The organism is Pseudoalteromonas lipolytica (assembly GCF_001306915.1).
Lineage (GTDB): Bacteria > Pseudomonadota > Gammaproteobacteria > Enterobacterales > Alteromonadaceae > Pseudoalteromonas > Pseudoalteromonas simplex.
Genome location: NZ_LJTC01000007.1, coordinates 83,151 through 107,915, shown reverse-complemented (window position 1 = coordinate 107,915; position 24,765 = coordinate 83,151). Strand labels below are relative to the sequence as shown.

General features: G+C 41.7%; 23 protein-coding genes and 1 tRNA gene. 17 read left to right on the top strand and 7 right to left on the bottom strand.

Translation table 11 applies throughout. The features are described 5' to 3' along the window. Positions 1–18: 18 nt before the first annotated feature. A complete protein-coding gene (locus AOG27_RS11635; RefSeq protein WP_054553185.1) occupies positions 19–282 on the bottom strand; it encodes a GrxA family glutaredoxin in 264 nt (87 codons plus the stop codon). Positions 283–393: 111 nt separating this feature from the next. Then, the gene (locus tag AOG27_RS11630) at positions 394–852 is read right to left on the bottom strand and encodes a TlpA family protein disulfide reductase (RefSeq protein WP_235523695.1); all 459 of its coding nucleotides are present in this window, start codon (positions 850–852) and stop codon (positions 394–396) included. Between the two features lie 328 nt (positions 853–1,180). Between AOG27_RS11630 and AOG27_RS11625 the strand changes: the two genes are divergently transcribed. Then, positions 1,181–1,630 (top strand): Hsp20 family protein, encoded by a 450-nt coding sequence (locus AOG27_RS11625; RefSeq protein WP_054553183.1) that lies wholly within the window; start codon positions 1,181–1,183, stop codon positions 1,628–1,630. Between the two features lie 39 nt (positions 1,631–1,669). On the opposite strand, the gene AOG27_RS11620 is transcribed toward AOG27_RS11625, so the two are convergent. The 4 genes from AOG27_RS11620 to AOG27_RS11605 all read right to left on the bottom strand — a co-directional run bounded on the left by AOG27_RS11620 (position 1,670) and on the right by AOG27_RS11605 (position 6,056). Then, positions 1,670–2,194, bottom strand: a complete 525-nt coding sequence (locus tag AOG27_RS11620) for a hypothetical protein (protein WP_054553182.1) — start codon at positions 2,192–2,194, stop codon at positions 1,670–1,672. Next, positions 2,191–3,375: a peptidyl-prolyl cis-trans isomerase gene (locus tag AOG27_RS11615; RefSeq protein WP_235523694.1), complete on the bottom strand. Its 1,185-nt coding sequence runs from the start codon at positions 3,373–3,375 to the stop codon at positions 2,191–2,193. The genes AOG27_RS11620 and AOG27_RS11615 overlap by 4 nt, the downstream gene beginning before the upstream one ends. Further along, positions 3,375–4,388, bottom strand: coding sequence for a hypothetical protein (locus tag AOG27_RS11610; protein WP_054553181.1), 1,014 nt, complete (start codon positions 4,386–4,388; stop codon positions 3,375–3,377). Before AOG27_RS11610 ends, AOG27_RS11615 begins: the two co-directional genes overlap by 1 nt. A gap of 117 nt (positions 4,389–4,505) precedes the next feature. Then, positions 4,506–6,056, bottom strand: a complete 1,551-nt coding sequence (locus tag AOG27_RS11605; RefSeq protein ID WP_054553180.1) for a cryptochrome/photolyase family protein — start codon at positions 6,054–6,056, stop codon at positions 4,506–4,508. 105 nt (positions 6,057–6,161) lie between these two features. Between AOG27_RS11605 and AOG27_RS11600 the strand changes: the two genes are divergently transcribed. Next, positions 6,162–6,953 (top strand): DUF4124 domain-containing protein, encoded by a 792-nt coding sequence (locus AOG27_RS11600; protein ID WP_054553179.1) that lies wholly within the window; start codon positions 6,162–6,164, stop codon positions 6,951–6,953. Here the strand turns inward: AOG27_RS11600 and AOG27_RS11595 are convergent. Further along, positions 6,944–7,408 (bottom strand): globin, encoded by a 465-nt coding sequence (locus tag AOG27_RS11595; RefSeq protein WP_054553178.1) that lies wholly within the window; start codon positions 7,406–7,408, stop codon positions 6,944–6,946. The genes AOG27_RS11600 and AOG27_RS11595 overlap by 10 nt on opposite strands. Positions 7,409–7,651: 243 nt before the next feature. Here AOG27_RS11595 and AOG27_RS11590 point away from each other — a divergent pair. The 15 genes from AOG27_RS11590 to AOG27_RS11520 all read left to right on the top strand — a co-directional run bounded on the left by AOG27_RS11590 (position 7,652) and on the right by AOG27_RS11520 (position 24,758). Beyond that, a tRNA-Met gene (locus AOG27_RS11590) sits at positions 7,652–7,728 on the top strand. Positions 7,729–8,017: 289 nt separating this feature from the next. Beyond that, the gene (gene rimP, locus AOG27_RS11585) at positions 8,018–8,473 is read left to right on the top strand and encodes a ribosome maturation factor RimP (protein WP_054553177.1); all 456 of its coding nucleotides are present in this window, start codon (positions 8,018–8,020) and stop codon (positions 8,471–8,473) included. Between the two features lie 38 nt (positions 8,474–8,511). Then, positions 8,512–10,011, top strand: coding sequence for a transcription termination factor NusA (nusA, locus tag AOG27_RS11580; RefSeq protein ID WP_054553176.1), 1,500 nt, complete (start codon positions 8,512–8,514; stop codon positions 10,009–10,011). Positions 10,012–10,036: 25 nt separating this feature from the next. Continuing rightward, positions 10,037–12,694 carry a translation initiation factor IF-2 gene (gene infB / locus AOG27_RS11575; protein ID WP_054553175.1) on the top strand — a complete coding sequence of 886 codons (2,658 nt, stop codon included), beginning with the start codon at positions 10,037–10,039 and terminating at the stop codon, positions 12,692–12,694. A 110-nt stretch (positions 12,695–12,804) separates the two neighbouring features. After that, a complete protein-coding gene (gene rbfA, locus AOG27_RS11570; RefSeq protein ID WP_054553174.1) occupies positions 12,805–13,209 on the top strand; it encodes a 30S ribosome-binding factor RbfA in 405 nt (134 codons plus the stop codon). Continuing rightward, positions 13,209–14,153 carry a tRNA pseudouridine(55) synthase TruB gene (gene truB, locus AOG27_RS11565; RefSeq protein ID WP_054553173.1) on the top strand — a complete coding sequence of 315 codons (945 nt, stop codon included), beginning with the start codon at positions 13,209–13,211 and terminating at the stop codon, positions 14,151–14,153. Before rbfA ends, truB begins: the two co-directional genes overlap by 1 nt. A 110-nt stretch (positions 14,154–14,263) precedes the next feature. After that, complete coding sequence (rpsO, locus tag AOG27_RS11560) at positions 14,264–14,533, top strand: 30S ribosomal protein S15 (RefSeq protein ID WP_054553172.1); 270 nt, start codon at positions 14,264–14,266, stop codon at positions 14,531–14,533. Between the two features lie 242 nt (positions 14,534–14,775). Further along, positions 14,776–16,905, top strand: coding sequence for a polyribonucleotide nucleotidyltransferase (pnp, locus tag AOG27_RS11555; RefSeq protein WP_054553171.1), 2,130 nt, complete (start codon positions 14,776–14,778; stop codon positions 16,903–16,905). A 128-nt stretch (positions 16,906–17,033) separates the two neighbouring features. Further along, entirely contained in the window at positions 17,034–17,912 is an 879-nt protein-coding gene (gene nlpI / locus AOG27_RS11550; RefSeq protein ID WP_054553170.1) for a lipoprotein NlpI, read from the top strand. Then, positions 17,896–19,098 carry a hypothetical protein gene (locus AOG27_RS11545; RefSeq protein WP_054553169.1) on the top strand — a complete coding sequence of 401 codons (1,203 nt, stop codon included), beginning with the start codon at positions 17,896–17,898 and terminating at the stop codon, positions 19,096–19,098. Before nlpI ends, AOG27_RS11545 begins: the two co-directional genes overlap by 17 nt. A 210-nt stretch (positions 19,099–19,308) precedes the next feature. Continuing rightward, complete coding sequence (locus AOG27_RS11540) at positions 19,309–22,101, top strand: monovalent cation/H+ antiporter subunit A (protein WP_054553168.1); 2,793 nt, start codon at positions 19,309–19,311, stop codon at positions 22,099–22,101. After that, the gene (locus AOG27_RS11535) at positions 22,101–22,445 is read left to right on the top strand and encodes a Na+/H+ antiporter subunit C (RefSeq protein ID WP_054553167.1); all 345 of its coding nucleotides are present in this window, start codon (positions 22,101–22,103) and stop codon (positions 22,443–22,445) included. The genes AOG27_RS11540 and AOG27_RS11535 overlap by 1 nt, the downstream gene beginning before the upstream one ends. Beyond that, a complete protein-coding gene (locus tag AOG27_RS11530; RefSeq protein ID WP_054553166.1) occupies positions 22,442–23,959 on the top strand; it encodes a monovalent cation/H+ antiporter subunit D in 1,518 nt (505 codons plus the stop codon). The genes AOG27_RS11535 and AOG27_RS11530 overlap by 4 nt, the downstream gene beginning before the upstream one ends. After that, the gene (locus tag AOG27_RS11525) at positions 23,959–24,495 is read left to right on the top strand and encodes a Na+/H+ antiporter subunit E (RefSeq protein WP_054553165.1); all 537 of its coding nucleotides are present in this window, start codon (positions 23,959–23,961) and stop codon (positions 24,493–24,495) included. Before AOG27_RS11530 ends, AOG27_RS11525 begins: the two co-directional genes overlap by 1 nt. Next, positions 24,489–24,758 carry a K+/H+ antiporter subunit F gene (locus AOG27_RS11520; protein WP_054553164.1) on the top strand — a complete coding sequence of 90 codons (270 nt, stop codon included), beginning with the start codon at positions 24,489–24,491 and terminating at the stop codon, positions 24,756–24,758. Before AOG27_RS11525 ends, AOG27_RS11520 begins: the two co-directional genes overlap by 7 nt. Positions 24,759–24,765 lie beyond the last annotated feature (7 nt).

Sequence of the window (24,765 nt, the reverse complement as noted above, 5' to 3'; positions counted from 1 at the left end):
ATCAACCACGTTTACAATTTATTGATATAACCCTAAATTTTCTTTAGCGTACGCTTCGAATTCAGTGAAGCCACCAATGTGGGCTTGGTCAATAAAAATCTGTGGTACGGTTGGGCAAGGTTTGCCTGCAGACTGTTCTAAATCTGCTTTGCTGATGCCTTCTTTAATGATGTCGATATAACGGTATTTAAAATCGTCACGCTCATTTGCTAGTTTTTCAGCAACGTCTTTTGCACGAACACAGTATGGGCAGCCTTCGCGGCCAAAAATTACAGTTAACATATCGCTCTCCTCGATGGTTTATCTGGTTATCATCTTAACGGATTAAATGAATAAAAACAGCGCATAAAATCGATTGCACTATTCTGTTTTTTCTCATTATTAGCGATTGAGCTAATCTAGAGTTCGTATTCTAAGGCCTAGTTCTGTTGAGTAACCTATAGAATGCGCAGTAATGGCCAACTGTTCATCAATAACATAATAAGTTGGGTAGGCACTGATTTTATAATCTTGACCTGTACTTTTACTGCCAAGTAGCACCGGCATTGTTAATTCGAGTGAATTAGTAAACTGTTTTACTTCAGTAATGTTTTGGTAATCAAGGGCAATTGCTATGGCATTTAACTTACCTTGCTGATGAGCCTTTTCTAAATTTGGCATACTGTAACGACAAATTGAGCACCAAGGCGCAAAGAAATACACCACTGTTTGCTTGCCTTGTAATTGTGCAATGGTCATCCGCTCTGTCGGGTTTTTTAGCGTGGCTAAATTAAAATAGGGGGCAGGGGTTTTATCAGTTGAGAGTAAATTACGTTGCTGAAATGCGGTCACGGCATACACAACGACTGCCATTAAAACGACATTTTTTAGCACACGGATAAATTTTTTTAAAAAAGTTGGATTTTTTTTCATTGTTATTTTGTACGTGGTTAGCCCTTTAAAATCAACCTATTCAGACCAGTTTGAGAGCACTTAACTTTCATTTAATTTAAAAAATTACAATTTTTTTTGCTAAAAATCTTGAAAAGATTTTACCCGCCCATAAATAGTTCAGTGAGGACGCCTGATGGGTCCCAAACAAACTAAAGTAATTGAAATATATAGTATTAATTTAACTTTGTTAGCACTGGTTCAATAGAAGAGTACTAACAGAATATCGCTTAAATATGAGGATATAATTATGCGTACAGTAGACTTATCACCACTTTATCGTTCATTCATCGGTTTCGATCATTTAGCATCATTAATGGATGCGGCAGCTCGCACAGACAAGCAGCCAAGTTTTCCTCCGTACAACATCGAGGCACTCGATAAAGACAAATATCGTATCACTATGGCTGTAGCAGGTTTTAGTGACAGTGAATTGACCATCGAGTCAGAAAACAACACATTGAAAGTCAGCGGTACTAAAGCTGATAAACAAGATGATAATGCTGAACGTAAGTTCATTCACCAAGGCATTGCAGAGCGTAACTTTGAACGTAAGTTCCAATTAGGTGACCACGTTAAAGTACTTGGTGCAGACCTTGAAAACGGCTTACTAAGTATCGATTTAGAGCGTGAAATTCCAGAAGCTTTAAAACCACGTAAAATTGAAATCGGTAACGGTAAATTACTCGAAAACAAGTAATTACCAATAGCATTGTTTCCCCTAGTTAGTTTTGCCGCCTCATTTGAGGCGGCTTTTTTCGTTATGTTTAGCAACTAATTCCGCTTGCATCGTCTTTAAAGCCGCAATTTTATCTTCGGCTTCATTAAGCTTATCTTCTGACAATCCCGCTTGCTTACCACGTTCTAAAAGGGATTCGAGAGTAGCAATTTTACTTTCTGCGGCATCAATAAAGCGAAGTTCTAATTCAGTTTGTTGTGTTTGATGGTATGCCTCATACGCTTTATGGTCATTAAGATCACCTGTAAACCGCTTCGTCTGCTGGGGTTGTTTTGCAATGGGTGGAAAGTAATCGGGAGTTGTGATTGCCGCATTTGTAACGGCCTCATCGATTGTTTCACTGACAATTAAAGTTGGCTTTACGTGCATACTGGTCATTGCTTGTTGATTACGAACATCTTTTTTCTCAACCTCAACGGGCAGCAGTGCTTTTTCAGCAGGCACTAAAGCAATATGTTTTGATTGCACATGCATAATAACTGCAGCACTAAAAAGCACACAAAGTGCTAAAGCTAGCCATTTCATAACTTAATCCCATGCGCTTTTTGCCACGCCAACCAACTCTGTTGGTAGTTAATTATGGCTTTTTCAACCGCGATGGCCTTTTTGGCTTGATAGCGTACTGTTTCGTCATTTGCGTCAAAGTAGCCAAACGCATGATCATAGCTCATTACTACCACCCATAAACCATTCGGTGAGCGTATTACCTCACTTAACTGTTGAGGCTTTTGAGTGAATGCTAATTGTACTGCCCAATTTCGTTTATGCTCTCGGGTTAAGTAGTTATTATATTGAGCGTAAATATCGGGCTGATTTAATTGCTTTAGTGCGTGTTGTATTGAGCTTGTTTCAGCTTGCTTTTTAAATGCTAAAGCCGCTTCTCTATCGGTAAATTCGCCGCCATGGGCCTTAACCGATTTTAGATAATGAAATCTTTCTTTGTGTTGTTGGTAATATTGCTGGATTTCAGCGTCAGTAACCTTGTTCTCTAAGCGAGTTAACACAGGGCTCTCTACATGCATAATACCTTTTACCCCTAACCAGCTTTGAATCGAAGGCCTTAGGATATCGCCCTTGGCTATAGAATAAAGATGGGGTAGCGAAATTTGCTGTGTTTGTATGACCGCATCAGCTTGCTTTAAATGCAAAAGAAATTGTCGATGTTTTAAAACTTCGGTTTTGAACAGTTCGCTATCTCCTTGATGCAAACGAAAGCGAGTCTGCATAGAAAGAGGTGCAATAAATTCGTACAGCGTCATTGAGTTTTCAAACAAATCGAGTTTAATATCATTGAACTGTTTGATTTGGGCATCACTGTACTGACCATCCAGCGGATATAGCCCTAAGTCGGTTTTCAGCCAGTGTTTATCAAATGGTTCAAGCCCAGTTGTAGCTGGTTTACCGGTGAGATTTAACTGATGAATAAACAGATTATCTAAGTAGCGCATTACATGGTAATGAGTTGAAAAGCCAACACTCGCTTGGCGCTCTACAAGCTCAGGCATGTTTTTCTGTGCGTACTTAAGTAAAAATTGATTTTCGTAAAGGCGTTCACGTGTTTGCTGTTTGCTAATATCAGGGCTTTGTTCTTTGTAGACCTGCCACATGAGATCAATTTCAGATTCTGTGTATTGATTAAACGCAGCAACTGCTAGGTTGCTAAAAAGCAAACCTAGCAGTGCTGTCAAAATGTAAAGCCCACGCATTATCGAGCAACCATGGCATGATTAAGTAGGTGAACCACCATCGCAATCGCATGAGGAACCACTTGTTTTGCAGTATCGAGTCGGTCGTAATGATCTTTTGAATTTAACACGATCCCACCTTGTGCATAAGAAAATGCACCGCCTTGGGTTAACAAAGGGCGTACATCAGTTGATTGTGTATCTAATGCAGCAAAGGTCGCCATGGCTTGTGATACGAGTGCTGGATCATTGAGATTTTCTTGGTCGTAATAATCATTCACCCAACTTTCCCAGCTTGAGTGATTTAGATCGGAGGTTGTCCAAGTATGATGAGGTTGGAGTAAATCGGTGGTGTGAAATACAAAACCTAAAATCTGTGGATTACCGCTTTGTAAGTAACTTTGATACCAGTATTGCCCTAAGTTATCGATAGGTTGGAATGGCATTTCCTCAAAGTCATCATACATGCTGTAACTTGATTGGCTATCTATACGGTAATGGGCTTCAGTAACGCCATAGCTATTATATTTTGAAGAGTCAGCATTGAACCAGCCTGTTTCACCACCTTTACCATCATCAAGGTAATCACCTTTGAGCCACGTTGCGGCAAGATTATCAACAGCTCCCCATACTGTTAGTTTTTGATAGTTGTAGCCGCCAAAGTCGTTGCCATGTTGATCAGCACCTTGCGTGTGATTTTGAAAGTGCCAATAACTGGTGTATTTCACAATACTTTCTGCAGCACCCCAAACTGGTGCTTGTACGCAAGAACCTGTAATAGCACCACAAAAAAACGTGTCCTCAAAATCATCGACGTCATAGGCTGCTTGCCCAAGTAGCTCGCCAAGCTGAGCGACAGTCATATTATTTTGCTGAGCATAGCTGACTAACGCAGCGTATTGTGTTGTGCTTGGGTGTTGTTGCATGTAGTTAACGGCATCAATCACGATACGTTTGTGGGTTTCTTGACTAAACGCATGTACGTTACTGCTGCATGCAACTAAAAACGCTGCGCTAATAAGTGTTTTTTTCATTGTGTCCTCAAAGTGTTATTTAATATGCAGCGCTATTAAAAAAGAGCGTGATTACACTAGAGTGACAAAATAATTAAACATTTAATTAACAAGTTTACCCGATATGGTACTTTGTCATTACAGTTTTTCTAAATTATCCAAGCACCAATTAGCACGTTTAAGAGTTGCTTGCTGAACAGATTCATCTTGCTTATACCAGTTGTTATAAATCATACCGATACGAGGGTTTTGTGATAGCTGCTGTTCATGTTCTAACATAAAATGCCAATATAGGCTGTTGAATGGGCAAGCATCCTCAGTGGTTTTTTCTTTAATGTTGTAGCTACAGTGTTTGCAATAATCACTCATTTTGTTGATGTAATTTCCACTGGCAGCATAAGGTTTAGTGGCAATTAATCCCCCGTCAGCAAATTGGCTCATTCCCCGAGTGTTGGGCATTTCTACCCATTCTATGGCATCGATATAAATACCTAAATACCATTCATCTACTTCACTAGGCTTAATAGCGGTTAATAAGCAAAAGTTACCCGTGATCATCAAACGTTGTATGTGGTGTGCATAAGCCGTTTGCAGGCTTTGTGTAATGGCATGGTGCATACAATTCATGTTTGTTTTGCCGTGCCAAAAATAGTCGGGTAGGGCACGCTTTGCATTTAAGGCATTTTTGCTGGCGTAATCAGGCATATTTTGCCAATAAATACCACGTACATACTCGCGCCAACCGAGAATTTGCCGAATAAAACCTTCAACTTGAGCAATATCAATAGGTTGCTTATCAAAGCTAGTTAACACTTGTTCGATGACCTGCATCGGGTGCAGCATTTTCGTATTAAGAGCAAACGATAAACGGCTGTGATACAAAGACCATTGGTACTGGGACTGGCATGTCATGGCATCTTGAAACTGACCAAAATGCACCAGTAAATGGTCGCAAAAAAAATCAAGTAACTGCTTTGCTTCAGCGCGCGTGGTTGGCCAAATTAAGGTATCGCTGCACTCACCAAAGGTATTTATTTTGTGCTTTTCTATCCGTTTAAGGATGTGGCTAACATCGTGACCGAAGCACAAAGGTTCGGGAATTTCTTTAAGATCGCTTGGTTTTAACTTGTTTCTATTTTGCTGATCAAAATTCCATTTGCCTCCACGAGGTTGGTTATCATCGTCCATTAAAATATTAAAACGTTTGCGCATAGCACGATAAAAAAACTCCATTTTTACCGGTTTATTTGGCTTAAAGTGCTGGTCAATATCGTTAAAAGGTAACAAGAAGTGTTCCGAATCAACTGCATTGACATTAAATTCGCTCTGCTGTGAAAAATCTGCAAGTTGCTTTTTAAGGCGGTATTCGTCTGGATATTGATACTCAATATTTTGGCATTGATACTGCTTCGCTAAGCGGGTGAGCAATTCAGGTAGCGTGGCATCATCTTCTGTATTATCAAGTGTTAAACGCAGGCAGTTCAAGTTGGCATTTTTGAGTGCTGTAGCAAAGTTTTCCATTGCAGCAAAAAAAGCGGTCACTTTTTGCAAATGATGCTTTACATAGTCTGTTTCTTGTTTCAATTCGGCAATCACGTACAGTGTGTCTGGTTGTGATTTATTTTTAAACCAGCTATGACTTGCATTGAGTTGATCGCCAAAGATAAATCTCAGGGTGGCATATTGCACTTCTAAAAACCTTAGTGGATCATAATTGAATTAACTACGAAACAAACTAGGAGATAGATCGATAAAGTTAGTGTATAAATAAGGTATAACTATGGAAGGCAAAAAATGAAATCTAACACTATTAATACTCATATTATTTGGGCTACATGTTTATTTATAAGCACTGCGGCGAGTGCATCAGTGTATCAGTGCGAAAAAAATGGTGTGGTTGAGTTTAGTCAGTTGCCATGTGGGGAAGATGCTAAATTAATAACAATAAAAGAGCAAAACCCTTTCCTATCCAATGCTGTACAAGGAAAAAGTACTGAGTCAGTATATTCTCAAACGACTGGTCAAGTTGATAGCTATATCAGGACCAAACAAATAGCAGCAGAAATAGCTGAGCATAATAATAAAATAGATACCTTTAAGCTTCGTATGAATAATGAAATTGCAGCATTAAATAATCAGTCCGATGCGCAGTTACAAAACTTAGTTGGTGCAAAAAAACAAGCCGCTATTGCAAAGCAAATGAGTGCTGTATCTGAGCGTTATGCTGTTCTTATTGACAATGAACAGCGTAGTATTGACAGACTAATCGCCGAAAATAACAGAATAAACAATAGTTTCAATGAACTATCAAATAACGATGAGGTTGATAGCTTTATTCGCAGCAAACAAATCATGCTACAAATCTCTGAGCATGAAAATAAGATCGATACTTATAACGAACAACTAAACCAACAGATTAGCTTACTAGAAAAGCAAGTTAGTCATAGACCAAATAACTTAGCTGACGCAAATAGTGATCAAGCTTTAGTTGATAAAATGAGTGCGTTGACAAGCCGCTTCAATACACTTATCTCTGTTGAGCAAAGGCAAATTGATAGACTTCGAAATGAACTGAGTCAATTGTGAGCTTTATAAACGAAGCGTCTTGTTTTAATAGAAACCACGGTAGAGTGTGAAAATAAGTAACTTTTCACAATATTAGAAAAAATACGAATAGCCAGCTCCCAAGCTTGTTGCTGATGGCTATTGTATGTCTTGATAAAGAGTAGGCGAGTCTCAATAAAAGCCTCACAAAGAATATCAATATCTTTTGACGCTACGTTTAAAAAGCTCAGGTTATTCGCTAAATAATGAATAAACGGCGTGACTTGCTGTAAGTCATCAAGGTGACTTACTACTTTGTTGAGCGCACAGTAAAGAATATAGCTACGCTTAGTTATGCTGTCTTGCTCAGGCACTGTCATGGTTAACTGACGAGCATTAAGAATGCGATGATATGCGCTTGTAAACTGATGGAAATCTGGTTTTAGCAATTCAATATCTTGTAGTAACAGTCTTTTTTGAAATGAAGATAGACTCATAGTAAATCGCTTAATAGCCAAGGCTATAGGTTATTCTTATTATATGACTAAATATAGACGAGAATTTTCAGTTATGGGAAATTTTATGACAAGGTTGTCATAAAATTTTTAGGCAAAAAATAGTCTAACTAATTCATATAGGAAGGTTGCTAATTGAGCGCTACATGCTTATAATAGCCGCCATTGAATTGAGGTGTTTAGCACTCGATTAAATGATATTAAGTAACTTTTAATATCTATTGGCGCGGGATGGAGCAGCCTGGTAGCTCGTCGGGCTCATAACCCGAAGGTCGTCGGTTCAAATCCGGCTCCCGCAACCAAATACATGCTAAGGCATTGTAAGTGTACTTAGTATGCACAGTAATTTTTACTGTATGAAGTCGCGCATTCTGGTAATGCGCGTTTTGCGTTTAGGCTATCTAGTTTAATTTAGTCAGGTGACTGACTCGCAACCAAGCTTGGCCCTAGGCCACACAGTTTTATGCTTTAGGTGTGACGCCCCGCTTGGTTCGGGGCGTTGTTGTATCTGCTTGGCGGTGATTTTAAATCATTATTAAACTCAGTATTTCAGGGCTATATGCCCTTTTTTTGTTTGTATGGAGGATTTTCGTGACAAAACTTGAGCAAGATTTAGTAGCCATGCTCTCACCGGCCGTTGAAATGTTAGGCTTTGAGTTACATGGTCTTGAGTTTGTGCAAGCTGGTCGCCACTCTACATTACGTGTTTATATCGATCACGATGCAGGGATTACGGTTGACAATTGTGCCGACGTTAGTCGTCAAGTTAGCGCAATTTTAGACGTCGAAGACCCAATTACAAATGAATATGATTTGGAAGTTTCGTCTCCTGGTGTTGATCGTCCATTATTCAAACAAGATCACTACGAGAAGGCGCAAGGAGAAGAAGTACGCGTGCGTACTAAGCTTCCGCAAGATGGTCGTCGTAACTTTAAAGGCGATTTAGTATCAGTTAGCAGTGATATGATCACACTTTCAGCAGATGGCACTGAGCATATGATTATGATCAGTAACATTGAACGTGCGAACATCATCGCAAAGTTTTAATTCGAGTGCGAAGGAATAGGGCAAGCGAGGCATAACCCATGGCAAAAGAAATATTATTGGTTGCTGAAGCCGTCTCCAATGAGAAAGCGGTTCCAAAAGAAAAGATTTTTGAAGCGTTAGAGTTCGCATTAGCGACTGCGACAAAGAAAAAACACGATGGCGAAATTGAAGTTCGCGTATCAATCGATCGTAAAACAGGTGATTACGACACATTCCGTCGTTGGAAGATTGCTGAAGTTCTTGAAGATGGTTCTTTAGAAAACCCTTACAGCGAAATCACACTTGAAGCGGCACAGGTTGAAGACGAAAGCCTACAATTAGGCGATTACGTTGAAGAACAAATTGAGTCAATCAAGTTTGACCGTATTACAACACAAATGGCTAAGCAAGTTATCGTACAAAAAGTACGTGAAGCTGAGCGTGCATTAGTGGTTGAAGAATACAAAGATCAACAAGGCGAATTAGTAACAGGTGTTGTTAAAAAAGCAACCCGTGATGCTATCGTACTTGACCTTGGTAACAATGCTGAAGCGGTTATCTACCGTGATGATATGTTACCGCGTGAAAACTTCCGCCCGGGTGACCGTATCCGTGGTCTTCTATACGAAGTTAAGCCAGAAGCTCGTGGCGCGCAGTTATTTGTAACGCGTTCTAAGCCAGAAATGCTAATGGAACTTTTCCGCATTGAGGTGCCAGAGATTGGCGAAGAGATGATTGAACTACGTGCAGCTGCACGTGATCCAGGTTCTCGTGCAAAAATCGCGGTAAAATCTAACGACAAACGTATCGACCCAGTAGGTGCGTGTGTTGGTATGCGTGGTGCACGTGTACAAGCAGTTTCAACTGAGCTTGGTGGTGAGCGTGTTGATATCGTTCTTTACGATGACAACCCAGCGCAATTCGTTATCAATGCAATGGCGCCAGCAGAAGTTGCGTCAATCGTAATGGACGAAGATACACATTCAATGGATATCGCTGTTGAAGCCGATAACCTAGCACAAGCAATCGGTCGTAATGGTCAAAACGTTCGTCTTGCTAGCCAATTAACTGGTTGGGAATTAAACGTAATGACCGTTGATGACATGCGTGCGAAGAACGAAGCTGAATCAGATAAGCTAATCAACTTATTCACTGAATACTTAGATATCGATGATGAGTTTGCAACTTTACTTATCAACGAAGGTTTCTCAACACTTGAAGAAGTGGCTTACGTACCTGCATCAGAATTCTTAGAAATTGACGGTTTAGATGAAGAAACAGTTGATATCTTACGTTCACGTGCAAAAGACGCATTAACAACGAAAGCGCTTAAAACTGAAGAAAGCCTAGAAGGTGCAGAACCTGCAGAAGACCTACTAGCACTTGAAGGCTTAGAGCGTCACCTTGCATTTGTTATGGCTAGTAAAGGTGTAGTAACACTTGAAGACTTAGCTGAGCAAGGCATTGATGAGTTAGTAGACATCACTGAACTTTCAGAAGAAGAAGCTGGCAAGCTAATTATGGCTGCGCGTAACATTTGTTGGTTCGCAGACGAGTAATTTATTAACGGAGGTATTACACACTATGGCAGAAGTAAATGTTGAAAAACTAGCCGGAGATATTGGTACAACTGTTGATAAATTACTACAGCAGCTAGAACAAGCCGGTATTTCTAAAAAAGCAGGTGATATGGTAACTGAGTCTGAAAAGTCGACGTTATTAGATCACTTGAGCAAGCAGCACGGCGGCACGGGCTCAGAAGGCCCAGCTCGCATGACTTTGCAACGTAAAAGCAAAAGTACGCTAAGCGTAACTGGCTCTACAGGTAAAGCGAAGTCTGTGCAAGTTGAAGTACGTAAAACACGTACTTACGTTAAGAAAAGCGCCATTGAGCAACAGCAAGAAGAAGAGCGTTTAGCTGCAGAAGAAGCTGCACGTAAAGCAGCAGAGCTTAAAGCCCAGCAAGAAGCTGAAGAGCTTAAAGCGAAACAAGAGGCAGAGCGCAAAGCGAAAGAAGAAGCTGAGCGTAAAGCCAAAGAAGAGGCTAAACGTAAAGCTGAAGCTGAGCGTAAAGCGAAACAGAAGCAGATGACCCCAGAGCAAAGTGCTAAGTCTGAACAAGATCGCGCCGAAGCTGAGCGTCTGCAAAAAGAAGCAGAAGAGGCCGCATTGAGAAAAGCTGAAGAAGAAGCGAAACGTCAAGCAGAAGAGGCAAGAAAGCTAGCTGAAGAAAATGAAGCTCGCTGGAAAAAGGAAGAAGAAGAGCGTAAGCAGCGTGAAGAAAACGCTGATCACCACCTTACGACTTCTACTTACGCACGTGAAGCAGAAGATGAATCTGATGCACGTGAAGAGCAAAGCGCTCGTCGTAAGAAAAAGAAAAAAGGACCTCAAAAAGAGAAACAGCCTACAGGTCCTAAAGGCAAGAAAGGTAAGCTGAAAGCACCAACGTCTTTACAACATGGTTTCCAAAAACCAACAGCAGACGTGAAAAACGAAGTTCGTATCAGTGAAACAATCACTGTTGCTGAGCTTGCATCACGTATGGCTGTTAAAGGTGCTGAAGTTGTTAAAACGATGATGAAGATGGGTGACATGGTTACCATCAACCAAGTGATCGACCAAGAAACAGCACAACTTGTAGCTGAAGAAATGGGTCACAAGGTTATTATCGTTAAAGAAAACGAATTAGAAGAGAAAGTACTAAGCGATCGTAGCGAAGAAGGTAAAGCAATTCCTCGTGCGCCGGTTGTAACGGTAATGGGTCACGTTGACCACGGTAAAACGTCAACACTTGACTACATTCGTTCAGCAAAAGTTGCTTCAGGTGAGGCAGGTGGTATTACACAGCACATTGGTGCATACCACGTTGAAACAAATGGTCACATGATCACGTTCTTAGATACTCCGGGCCACGCCGCGTTTACATCAATGCGTGCTCGTGGTGCTAAAGCAACGGATATCGTAATCCTAGTCGTTGCTGCGGATGATGGTGTAATGCCACAAACTAAAGAAGCGGTTCAGCACGCCCGTGCTGCAGGCGTTCCTTTAATCATCGCAGTAAACAAGATGGATAAAGAAGGCATCGACCCAGATCGCGTTAAGAACGAACTAGCACAATTAGACGTTATCCCAGAAGAGTGGGGTGGTGACACGCAATTCGTTCATATCTCAGCAAAAACAGGTTTAGGTATTGATGACCTACTTGAAGCGGTACTAATGCAAGCTGAAATCCTAGAGCTAACTGCACCAGCTGAAGGTATGGCTGCAGGTGTTGTAATTGAATCGCGTCTTGATAAAGGCCGTGGTCCAGTTGCGTCAATCCTAGTTCAGTCTGGTACGCTTAACCAAGGTGATATCGTACTGTGTGGTCTTGAATATGGCCGTGTTCGTGCGATGAAAGATGAGAACGGTAAAGATATCAAGTCTGCGGGTCCGTCTATCCCAGTTGAGATTTTAGGTCTATCTGGTATCCCTGCTGCTGGTGATGAAGCAACAGTAGTTAAAGATGAGCGTAAAGCACGTGAAGTAGCACTTTACCGTCAAGGTAAGTTCCGTGAAGTGAAGCTTGCTCGTCAACAAAAAGCGAAGCTTGAAAACATGTTTACGAACATGGCTGAAGGCGATGTATCAGAAGTTAACATCGTTCTTAAAGCTGACGTACAAGGTTCAATTGAAGCAATCGCTGATTCATTAACTAAGCTTTCTACTGATGAAGTTAAAGTGAAGATTGTTGGTTCAGGTGTAGGTGGTATCACTGAAACTGATGCAACGCTTGCAGCGGCGTCAAACGCAATCGTTGTTGGCTTTAACGTACGTGCTGATGCATCAGCTCGTAAAGTAATTGAGTCAGAAAACCTAGACTTACGTTACTACAGCGTAATCTACAGCCTGATTGAAGAAGTTAAACAAGCGATGTCAGGTATGCTTGCACCAGAATTCAAGCAAGAGATCATTGGTCTTGCTGAAGTTCGTGACGTGTTCAAGTCACCGAAGATTGGTGCAATCGCAGGCTGTATGGTTACTGAAGGTATCGTTAAGCGTAGCGCGCCTATCCGTGTACTTCGTGATAACGTGGTTATCTATGAAGGTGAACTTGAGTCACTACGTCGCTTTAAAGATGACGTTCAAGAAGTACGTAACGGTATGGAATGTGGTATCGGCGTTAAGAACTACAACGATGTTAAAGTTGGCGACCAAATCGAGGTATTCGAGACGGTTGAAGTACAACGTTCACTTTAATTTCGTTTAAGTCACTATTTTAAATGGGGGCCTAGCCCCCATTTGTGTATTCGTAATTAAATTAACTTATTCTTTAACATCAATAAGTTATTATTTTAGAGTGAAATGAAATGAGAGAATTTTCTCGCACTGATCGTGTTGCACAGCAAATTCAAAAAGAGATTGCTGTTATTCTTCAACGCGAAATCAAAGATCCACGCTTAGGCATGGTGACAGTGTCTGCGGTTGAGGTATCTCGCGATTTATCTTACGCAAAAGTATTTATCACAGTGTTTAATACTGACGATGAAGATAAAGCCAAGCAAAGCGCTAAAATCTTAAATGAAGCAACGGGTTATATTCGTTCTTTATTAGGTAAACGCATTCGTGCGCGCATCATGCCTGAGTTACGTTTTGTGATCGATAACTCGCTTATGGAAGGTATGCGTATTTCAAACTTGGTTGACTCAGTTATTCGTGAAGACAATGCCAAGCATGTAGACGAAGATGACAGCGAAGAAGGCACTAAAGACTAATGGCTAGACGCAGTAAAGGTCGTGCTATTGACGGCATCTTATTACTTAATAAGCCGCAAGGTATTTCATCAAACAAAGCATTGCAGCAAGCAAAGGGAATTTACTTTGCTCAAAAAGCAGGCCACACCGGTGCGCTTGATCCGCTCGCGACGGGTATGCTGCCTATTTGTTTTGGTGAAGCGACTAAGTTTACCCAGTTCTTGCTTGATACTGACAAAACCTATGTTGTACGCGCCAAACTTGGTGAGCGAACCACGACCTCTGATTCAGATGGTGAAGTGGTTGAAACGCGCGACGTATCGGTCACCCGTGAACAATTAGCTGAGCAAATTGCCAGTTTTTTAGGTGAGTCGGATCAATATCCTTCGATGTACTCTGCGCTTAAATACCAAGGTCAGCCTTTGTATAAATATGCTCGCGAAGGTATCGAAGTGCCGCGTAAGTGTCGAAAAATTAATGTATTTAGTTTAACGCTTGATGAGTTTGATGAAGCTAATAACGAAGTACAAATGACGGCACACGTCTCTAAAGGCACTTATATTCGTACTATTGTCGACGACTTAGGTGAAAAGCTTGGCTGTGGTGCGCATGTCATCATGTTACATCGCAGTGCTGTTGGCCATTATCCAAGTGAAAAAATGGTCACTCTTGAGCAACTTGAAGAAAAGCTACAGCAGGCAAAAGCAGACGATGTTGCGCCTTCAAGCTACCTCGATGAGCTACTACTGCCAATGGATACTGCTTTGGTTGATTTACCTGTGATTGAGATCACTCAAGAGCAGGGCGTGGCATTTAGTCATGGTCAAACAGTGGTGATTGGTAAGCCTGTACCAGATGGTGTGGTAAAGGTAATGGCTGATGGGGTGTTCATTGGTACTGGTGAGCGTCATAAAGACGGCCACTTGAAATCAAAGCGTGGCTTATCAAATCAACTGCCTGAGTAAAGATTACCTTGTAGTTATTAGCAAAGCTGGGTAGAATACGCCCCGCTCAATCGTTTTGGCTGAATTAGTGATCGGCTAAAACACAATTTAAATTAATTTTTGGAGTTACTATGTCACTAAGCAATCAAGAAAAAGTTGAAATCATCGCTAAATTTGCACGCGCTGAAGGCGACACTGGTTCACCTGAAGTACAAGTTGCACTTCTAACTTTCGATATCAACAAGCTTCAAGGTCACTTTGCTAGCCACAAGCACGACTTCCACTCACGTCGTGGTCTTCTTCGCAAAGTAAGCCAACGCCGTAAACTGCTTGACTACCTTAAAGGTAAAGACATTGCACGTTACACTGCGTTAATCCAAGAGCTTGGCCTACGTCGCTAAGAACTAGATTACGAGAAAAGGGGCTATTTAGCCCCTTTTTTTGTGCGCGCATGAAAGGTATACTAGCGCACACCTAGGTAGTGGATACTGCTTAGATATCAAAAAACATCATTGCCAATTGTAGTACTTAATCGTGTTTTCATAAGCACAATTAAGTACTGTAATTGGTACTTTGATGGACTATTTTTTACCAATTCGGAGCATAGCTCTGAGTTGCTTTTACATTTAAAGGAAATTTTTAAGTGCAAGCAATTATTAAAGAATTTCAACTAGGTCAACACACTGTGACCCTAGAAACAGGTGCTATCGCTCGTCAAGCTGACGGCGCAGTACTAGCAAGCATTGGCGACACTTCAGTATTAGTTACTGTTGTTGGTAAGCGTGATGCACAACCAGGTCAAGACTTCTTCCCACTAACAGTTAACTACCAAGAGCGTATGTACGCTGCGGGTCGTATCCCTGGTGGTTTCCTTAAGCGTGAAGGTCGTCCTAACGATGGCGAAACACTTATCGCTCGTCTAATCGACCGTCCAATCCGTCCACTTTTCCCAGACGGCTTCGTAAACGAAGTACAAGTAATCGCGACAGTTGTTTCTGTTAACCCAGAAATCCAACCTGACATGGTTGCTATGATCGGTACTTCAGCAGCACTTGCTATCTCTGGTATCCCATTCAATGGTCCTATCGGTGCATCACGTGTTGGTTTCATCAATGGTGAATACGTACTTAACCCAACACTAGCTGAGCTTGAAGAAAGCCAATTAGACCTAGTAGTTGCTGGTACTGATAACGCAGTACTTATGGTTGAATCAGAAGCTGAAACACTATCTGAAGACGTAATGTTAGGTGCGGTTGTTTATGGTCATGAGCAATCTCAAGCTATCATCAACGCAATCAACGAGTTCAAAGCTGAAGCGGGTAAACCTGCTTGGGATTGGACTGCACCAGAGAAAAACGTAACACTTGCTGAGAAAATCTCTGCAATTGCTGCTGATAAAGTAGGTGAAGCATACCGCATCACTGACAAAGTAGCGCGTAAAGAAGCACTAGGTGCAGCGAAAGAAGAAGTGGTTGCTACATTAACAGCTGAACTTGCTGAAGGCGAAGAGCTAGATACGCAAGAAGTTGGTAAACTATTCGGTTCTTTAGAAAAAGAAATCGTTCGTGGCCGTATCATCGCTGGTGAAAAACGTATCGATGGTCGTGAACCGGATATGGTTCGTGCACTAGACGTAATGACGGGTGTTTTACCACGTACTCACGGTTCTGCAATCTTCACGCGTGGTGAGACGCAAGCACTTGTAACTGCAACGCTTGGTACTGAGCGTGATTCACAGTTAATCGACGACTTAACAGGTACTAACAAGCATCACTTCATGCTTCACTACAACTTCCCTCCGTTCTGCGTAGGTGAAACAGGTTTTGTAGGCTCTCCTAAGCGTCGTGAAATTGGTCACGGTAACCTAGCTAAGCGTGGTATCGCTGCGGTACTACCTACACTTACTGACTTCCCATACTCAATCCGTGTCGTTTCAGAAATCACTGAATCAAACGGTTCATCGTCTATGGCATCAGTATGTGGTACATCACTAGCACTTATGAATGCAGGTGTACCAATCAAAGCATCTGTTGCTGGTATCGCGATGGGTCTAGTTAAAGAAGGCGACGATTTCGTTGTTCTTTCAGATATCTTAGGTGATGAAGATCACTTAGGTGACATGGACTTTAAAGTAGCGGGTACTTCAAACGGTATCACTGCACTACAAATGGATATCAAGATCGAAGGTATCACTAAAGAAATCATGCAAATTGCTCTTAAACAAGCGAAAGCAGCACGTCTACACATCTTAAGTGTTATGGACGAAGCGATTGCAGCACCTTCTGAAGAGTTATCTCAATTCGCACCTCGCATCTACACTATGCAGATCCCTGCGAAGAAAATTGCTGAAGTTATCGGTAAAGGTGGCGCAACTATCCGTCAACTTACTGAAGAAACAGGCACAACGATTGAAATCGAAGATGACGGTACAATCAAGATCGCTGCAACTGACGGCATCAGCGCAAACGATGCAATCAAGCGTATCGAGCAATTAACTGCTGAACTAGAAGTAGGTACTATCTACACTGGTAAAGTTGTACGTATCGTTGATTTTGGTGCGTTCGTTAATATCCTTCCGGGTAAAGACGGTCTAGTGCACATTTCACAAATCAGCACAGAGCGTGTTAACAACGTAACTGACCACCTAAGTGAAGGCCAAGAAGTTAAAGTTAAAGTTCTTGAAGTAGATCGCCAAGGTCGTGTACGTCTAAGCATCAAAGAAGCTATGGAACCAGCTGCTGAAGAAAAAGCAGAAGAGTCTAAAGACGCTTAATGATGATTACATAACCAGTTATTTACTGGATATAAGAAAAAGGGGCTGTTTAGCCCCTTTTTTTATGCTTTAATGAAACCTATCCGCTTCGCCTTTGTCTACAGAGAATTCAGGTATTAAGGAATTTAATGATTTTTAAACACTTAGCATTGACCGCTGTGGCTATTTTTTCTTTAAGTGCATGTCAAACAACTTCACAACCTGAGTCAGTCCCTATTGTTAATGTGCCTTTTACCGCACCATTAGCGCCTGATTTTCGTAACGAAATTACGATTGCTCGCTATTCTGAATTACTAAACCGTGCTGATTTAAGTGCCGAGCAACAAGCCAAACTTTATTATGATCGCGGTGTATTATTTGACAGCTTAGGTATGTCGACCTTGGCGCGTATTGACTTTAACCGTGCGATTAAGCTCAAACCAGACCTAGCTGAGGTGTATAACTTCTTAGGCATTCATCACACACTAATGCAGCAGTATGAACAAGCTTATGAGTTTTTTGATTCGGCACTTGAGCTTAACGAGCAGCATGAGTATGCCTATTTAAATCGTGGTATTGCCCTTTACTATGGTGACCGCCCATCACTTGCACAAGATGATTTACAGCAGTTTTTAAATCGTTCACCAAGCGACCCTTACCGTGTGCTATGGCTTTATTTAGCTCAATCAGAAGCTGATAAAGCGCAGGCCTTAGTTGATTTAAAAGCTAACTCGCAGGGTGTTGATGAGTCGCAATGGGGTTACCAACTATTGGCACTTTATTTAGGTGACATTAGTGAGTTTGAGTTTTTATCTGGCATTATTGAAGGTGTGACTTCAGAGCAAGAGTATGCGCACCGCTTATGCGAAGCTTATTTCTACCTAGCTAAAATGCATCAAGCGGCGGGTGATAACTACCTTGCTGCCGATTACTTTAGACTTGCACTTGCCACCAATGTGCATGAGTTTGTTGAATACAAATATGCCCGTTTAGAGCTTGAGTTAATGGCTGGTGAAAACGCAAGCTAAGGTTTTTTTTACTGTTATTCTATTGCTGAGCTTGGGTTTTGTTTCAAGCTCAGTGTCTCGTTTTATTCCCGCTTACGCTTTTTACGCAAATACCACTCCTTCACAAGCAACGGCTATCTATCACTTGGCGCCCAGCGCCATTAATTTGCAGCATTTAGTGCTGCGCAACTCACAGCTTCGCCAGTTAGCAAAGCTAAATGATAGTAATGCTGCGTATCAGCTTGCGCTCAGATTTTTGCAGCAACTAGATTACAACGCAGCAAAATTATGGTGGCAGCCTTACTTTGCTAAATTCACTTCAGCGCAGCAACAAACCTTAGCGGAGCAGCTAGTTAGAGCAAACCAGTGGCTCGATATAAGTTACCTAGGTAAAGCTGGCAAGTTACCTGACGGAGATGCCAAGCAAGCTTGGCTGTTGCAGCAACAAATGCCGCCAGCTCAAATTGACCCAGCTTATGCGCAGCAACAGCAATTAGCCTTATCAACATCAAGTGTACAGGCAAGCAGTCAGTGCCAATTTAATGTTTTAATGATGACAGATCATTACAAAGGCATTGATACTTTAAAGCAGTATAAGCAGCAATACAGTAAAGCGCCTGAGCCTGCAAAAGGCAGCTTTTGTTTTACTGAGGTTGTTTATGTTGCCGATAAGTTTAGCTGTGATGGCAACGATGGGGCGCTTGAATGTAACTGGCAAAATGCGGCTGAGTATTCATGGCCTGAAGGTTTTGACTTTATTGTGATGATGTCAAAGCAAGGGGCTGCTAATGTGCTTGGCGGGATTATGCATATTAATTCATCGCAATCTTACGCGGTATTTCTACATGAGCTAATGCATTTTAATGGTTTTGAAGATGAATATGTTTTAGCAGAGCAAAAACAACAGTGGCTGTGTAATCAACAGGGGCTAGTTGCGCCAAATCTATTTATTGCAAATGAGGTTTCTCCGCCAAAAGGGTGGCAAAAAAGTATCGCTTGTAGCAACAAAAAAGCCTATAAACCAAGCCCTAATTGGTCGATTATGCAGTACCAAACTATGAGCCTGTCTGAGCAATACCGTGAGCTTTGGCAAAAACAAATTAACCAGCCCTTAACAAAGCCGATTCGGTTTTCTGAATATTTTGCCTTTTTAGGCTTAAAGCCAGTGTTTACAACAGCTTCCAAAGAGCATAAATTTTCTGACTAATCGTCTATTTATTGCTATTTTAGCATGCAAAGTGGTTAAATGTTGTGCGAATAGGTGTGTCTCCTATAGACAAAATAGCACCTGATCAGTATAACTATACGCATTGTAAGCTTTTTTTAAGCCAACTTTTAACCATCCAAATGAACAGTACGCAACTAATTAAAACTAGAGCGGTATTGATATTCTTATGACACTAAAAGGCTCCTAATTATGACTTTGCTCTGGATACCCCTGTTATCCTTAATCGGCAGTGTTATTTCATCCTGCACTTCAAAACTAACACGTAACCAAAGCACTGCTTTGACCATGTTAGCGCCTTTGATTGCCCTTGGAATTGTATTTTCGTATACCCCTGCAGTCTTTTCTGGCGAAACAATTCGCTACACTGCTGAGTGGATCCCTCTTTTAAACATGCAAGTCTCGTTTCGACTTGATGGTTTAACGTTACTCTTTCTATATATGATCTTGGGTATCGGTACCCTGGTGATTTTTTATGCGCGTTATTACTTGAGTAGTAGCGACTCAATGCCAAAGCTATACTGCTATTTAATGCTATTTATGACCGCAATGGTCGGCATCGTGATGTCGAATAATGTGATCCAGCTGTGGTTTTTCTGGGAGCTCACCAGTATTAGCTCGTTCTTATTGATTAGCTATTGGTGGCATAAGTCAGAAGCTCGCAAAGGCGCACGCATGGCACTTGCTATTACCGGTGCCGGTGGTCTTGCGTTACTAGCAGGTTTATTACTGATTGGTGATATTGTTGGTAGCTATAATCTTGATGTGATTTTAGCAAGCAAAGCACTTATTCAATCTCATGCACTTTATGAAGCTGCGCTGGTATTAGTGCTTTTAGGTGCATTTACTAAATCTGCACAATTTCCATTTCATTTTTGGTTACCACATGCGATGGCGGCACCGACACCAGTCAGTGCCTACCTACACTCTGCAACCATGGTTAAAGCAGGTATCTTTTTATTAGCGCGTTTTTATCCTGCGCTTTCAGGCACAGATACTTGGTTTATCTTAGTGGCAATGACGGGTCTGGCGACTTTATTGGTTGGCGCTTATATCGCGTTATTTAAGCATGATTTAAAAGGCTTGCTGGCTTATTCAACAATCAGCCATTTAGGTTTAATTACCTTACTGCTTGGTTTAGACACTGAGCTTGCTACAGTGGCTGCTATCTTCCACATCATTAACCACGCAACCTTTAAAGCGTCGTTATTTATGGCAACGGGTATCATTGACCATGAAACTGGCACCCGTGATATGCGTAAACTAAATGGTATGTGGCGATTTATGCCGTATACCGCCACACTAGCTATGGTAGCAGCGGCAGCCATGGCGGGCGTGCCACTGTTAAATGGTTTCTTGTCGAAAGAAATGTTCTTTGCCGAAACACTGCATCAGCAAGTGCTTGGCTCTATGTCTTGGTTAATTCCAGTGTTAGCAACGATTGCTGGTGCACTCTCTGTCGCGTATTCAGCACGCTTTATTCACGACGTGTTTTTCAATGGCGACCCAATCGATTTGCCAAAACAGCCTCATGAGCCACCGCGCTATATGCGTGTACCAATCGAAATTTTGGTTGTGCTATGTTTACTCGTTGGTATGTTCCCGCACTTTGCAGTAAGCGATATTTTAGCTGCGGCGTCTTATGCTGTGCTTGGTGATGCTGCCCCTGATTATAAGCTATCGGTATGGCATGGCTTTAACTTACCACTGTTGATGAGCTTTATTGCAACAAGCGTGGGTGTGATGATTTATGTGCAGCGTAAGCATCTGTTCCATTTCCAAGCTTCATTGCCAACTTTGAATGCTAAGAAAGGCTTTGAGCGTGGCTTATATAGCTTAATTAAGTGGTCACAAGAAAAGATTAAACGAATCGAAAATGGCTCGTTACAGCGCTATGCCTTTGTAATGATTGCGGTGGTGCTTATGTGTGCGGGCTGGCCTTTATTTGAAATGCGCCAGTTAGCAGGAGCAAGTGAGTTAACGCCAATCGATTTCCATAATGCTATTGGTGCCGGCTTACTAATAATTGGTGCGCTGGCAACGGTTATTTGGCACCGCTCACGAATGATATCTTTGATTATGATTTCAATCGTAGGCCTGATGGTGTCTGTTGCATTTACTCGATTCTCTGCGCCAGATTTAGCGCTAACCCAGTTAACGGTTGAAGTTGTCACCGTAATGCTACTGATGCTTGCACTGTTCTTTTTACCACAGCGTACTCCGAAAGAATCAAGCTCACTGCGTATTCTGCGAGACTTGGGTATCTCATCGGCAATTGGTGTGGTCGTGGCGAGTATTTGTTATGCACTGCTGACAAGACCACTTGAGTCAATTTCTGACTTCTTTGTTGCTAATGCAAAAACTGGCGGTGGTGGTACAAACGTTGTAAACGTTATCCTCGTTGACTTCAGGGGTTTTGATACCCTAGGTGAGATTACCGTATTGGGTATTGCTGCGTTAGGTATTTATAAGCTTCTTATTAACTTGCCGCTGTTTATGCCAGCAAGTGATAGTGAAGGGCGCCCATGGGCAAGAGAGCGTTACCCAATTCTACTGTCGAGCATTTCACAAAGTTTGTTACCACTAGCATTACTTGTGTCTGCGTATATTTTCTTACGTGGTCATAACTTACCAGGTGGAGGCTTTATTGCAGGACTGGTTACCGCGATTGCATTTATTTTGCAATATATGGCTAATGGTTCGCATTGGATTGCAGACAGATTTGACGTGAATTATCGTAAGATTATTGCGTCAGGTATTGCTATTGCATTGTTTACAGGTATTGGAAGTTGGTTCTTCGAACGTCCATTCCTAACAACCTGGTTTGATTATTTTGATATTCCGCTAGTCGGCAAGACAGAACTTGCTAGTGCTATCGTATTTGATTTAGGTGTGTATTTAACTGTTGTAGGTGCAACGCTGATGATTTTAGCAAGTTTAGGTAAATTAACTGCTGATACACCCAAGCAAGAGGTAAATATTTAATGGAAGTATTGTACGCATCATGCGTCGGCGTGCTGGTTGCATGCGGAATTTACTTAATATTGCGGGCTCGTACCTTCCCGGTGGTACTCGGCCTGACTATGTTGTCGTATGCAGTTAACCTGTTTTTATTCTCTTCAGGTCGCTTAACTATTAACAAAGCCGCTGTACTTGGTACAGGTAGTGAGTATGCCGATCCACTCCCTCAAGCACTGGTTTTAACCGCCATTGTAATTGGCTTTGCGATGACCGCTTTTGTGGTTATTTTAGCGATTCGTGGCCGTGCTGACTTGGGTAATGACCATGTCGATGGCCATCTTGTTAAGTCATCGAAGGAGCAAAAATGATTCAGCATTTAGCTTCTTTACCAATTTTAATTCCGATGTTGGCAGGGGTGATTTTACTCATGCCGCCATGTGGTAAAAACTTACATATTCGTCGTGTTTCGTCGGTTATTTTGTCGATTGTCACACTATTGGTCAGTGCTTATTTATTATTTCACGTAAATAGTACCGCACCGCTTGTTTACGCAATTGGTGATTGGTCTGCACCATTTGGTATTGTGCTGGTTGCCGATAGGCTAGCAACGCTATTGGTGCTACTTACCAGTTTCCTTGGTGCGGTCGTAGTGCTTTATAGCTGTGCAGGTGATGATAAAAAAGGGAGCTTTTTCCATCCGTTAGTGCACTTTTTAGTGTTAGGTGTAAATGGTGCCTTTTTAACGGGCGATGTATTTAACCTGTTCGTATTTTTTGAAGTGCTGTTGATTGCTTCGTATTCATTATTGATGCATGCCGGCAATAAACATAGCACCCGAGCTGCACTGCAATACGTCATTTTAAACCTGATTGGTTCAAGCGTATTCTTAATTGCGCTGGGTGTACTTTATGGTGTGCTAGGCACATTGAACATTGCTGATTTAGCGCAAAAAGTACCACAGCTGACGGGTGATGATGTTTACCTTGCTAAAATTGGTGGCTTGCTGTTAATCGTGGTATTTGCGTTAAAAGGCGCGTTATTACCGTTACATTTATGGCTACCGAATACCTACGCCAGTGCAATGCCATTAGTTGCTGCATTATTCGCGATTATGACCAAGGTCGGTGTGTATGCCATGTTGCGCGTGTATACCGTAATATTTGGTGATAATGCTGGTGAGCTTGCTCATATGGCACAGCCTTGGTTATGGGGCTTAGCACTAGCGACCATCGTAATGGGTGGTATTGGTGTATTAGCGAGTCAAGATTTTAGAAAGCTTATTGCGAATCTGGTGGTTGTATCTGTCGGTACTTTAGTGGCATTGGTTGCGATTCAAAATGTTGCTGCAACCGCGGCATTACTTTACTACTTAGTGCATTCAACCATTATTTGCGCTGCACTATTCTTAATTGCGGATTTAATTGCTCAGCAACGTGGTAAAGTTGCCGACCGGTTAGTCGCAGGGCGCGCCGTTGCACAGCCATATTTACTTGGTACTTGTTTTGTAGTGGCTGCGCTTGCTGTTGTGGGTATGCCACCGTTATCTGGCTTTGTCGGCAAAGTATGGATTTTAAAGAGCACGCTAGATAGCGAAAAAGCCATGTTGTTTTGGCCAATCTACCTAGTGTCTAGTTTAGCGTTATTAGTGGCGGTTTCACGAGCTGGTACTAGCTTATTTTGGGATCACACCCATAAAGACAGTGAAGCAATTGAAGGCACTAAAGCACACCCTGTTAAAGTGATAGCTGTAGTTGCATTACTTACGTGTTCACCTTTAATGGTTGTGTTTGCAGGACCTATTTCAGACTATATGTTAGCAACATCAGAGCAGTTGTTTGATATCAACACTAGCATCAACGCTGTATTACAAGGAGGCCAATAATGCGTTTAGAAGCTCGCTTTCGTTGGTTGCCAACACCATTTCGCAGTGTTTTATTATTCATTGTATGGCTGTTGTTAAATAACAGTGTGTCGCCAGGACACCTGTTTTTAGCTGCATTTTTTGCCATTACTATTCCTTGGATCACATTCCCATTTCGTGATCCTCAGCCGCTTATTGTTAGGCCAGGTCTTGCGTTTAGGCACTTATTGTTAGTGCTGTACGATATTGTGACTGCTAACTTACAAGTAGCCCTGTTGATCCTTGGGCCAACGAAAAAGTTACGCCCAGGTTTTATCAAAGTACCGTTGGATTTAAGCCATGAAATGCCAATCACTATTTTGGCCAGCACAGTATCTTTAACACCAGGTACAGTGAGTGCAGAGGTTTATCCTATTCCTGAATCACTCGAAGAGGGCGAAGAAATTCAGCAGCGCTACTTATTGATTCATGTACTCGATTTAGCTGATGAACAAGCGTTAATTAATACTATTAAGCAGCGCTACGAAGCACCGCTTAAGGAGATTTTTCGATGCTAGATACCGTTTTTCTAATTGTTTTTGCAATGATAGCCATATCTTTATTGTTAAACCTATGGCGTTTAATTGTTGGGCCGTCGGTACCTGATCGTATATTGGCTTTAGATACTATGTTCATAAATACCATTGCTTTAATTATTCTTTATGGCATGAGCATGGGCACCGATTTATATTTTGAAGCCGCATTATTAATCGCCATGCTTGGCTTTGTGAGCACTGTAGCTGTATGTAAATACCTGCTGCGTGGCGATATTATTGAATAAGGTAGCA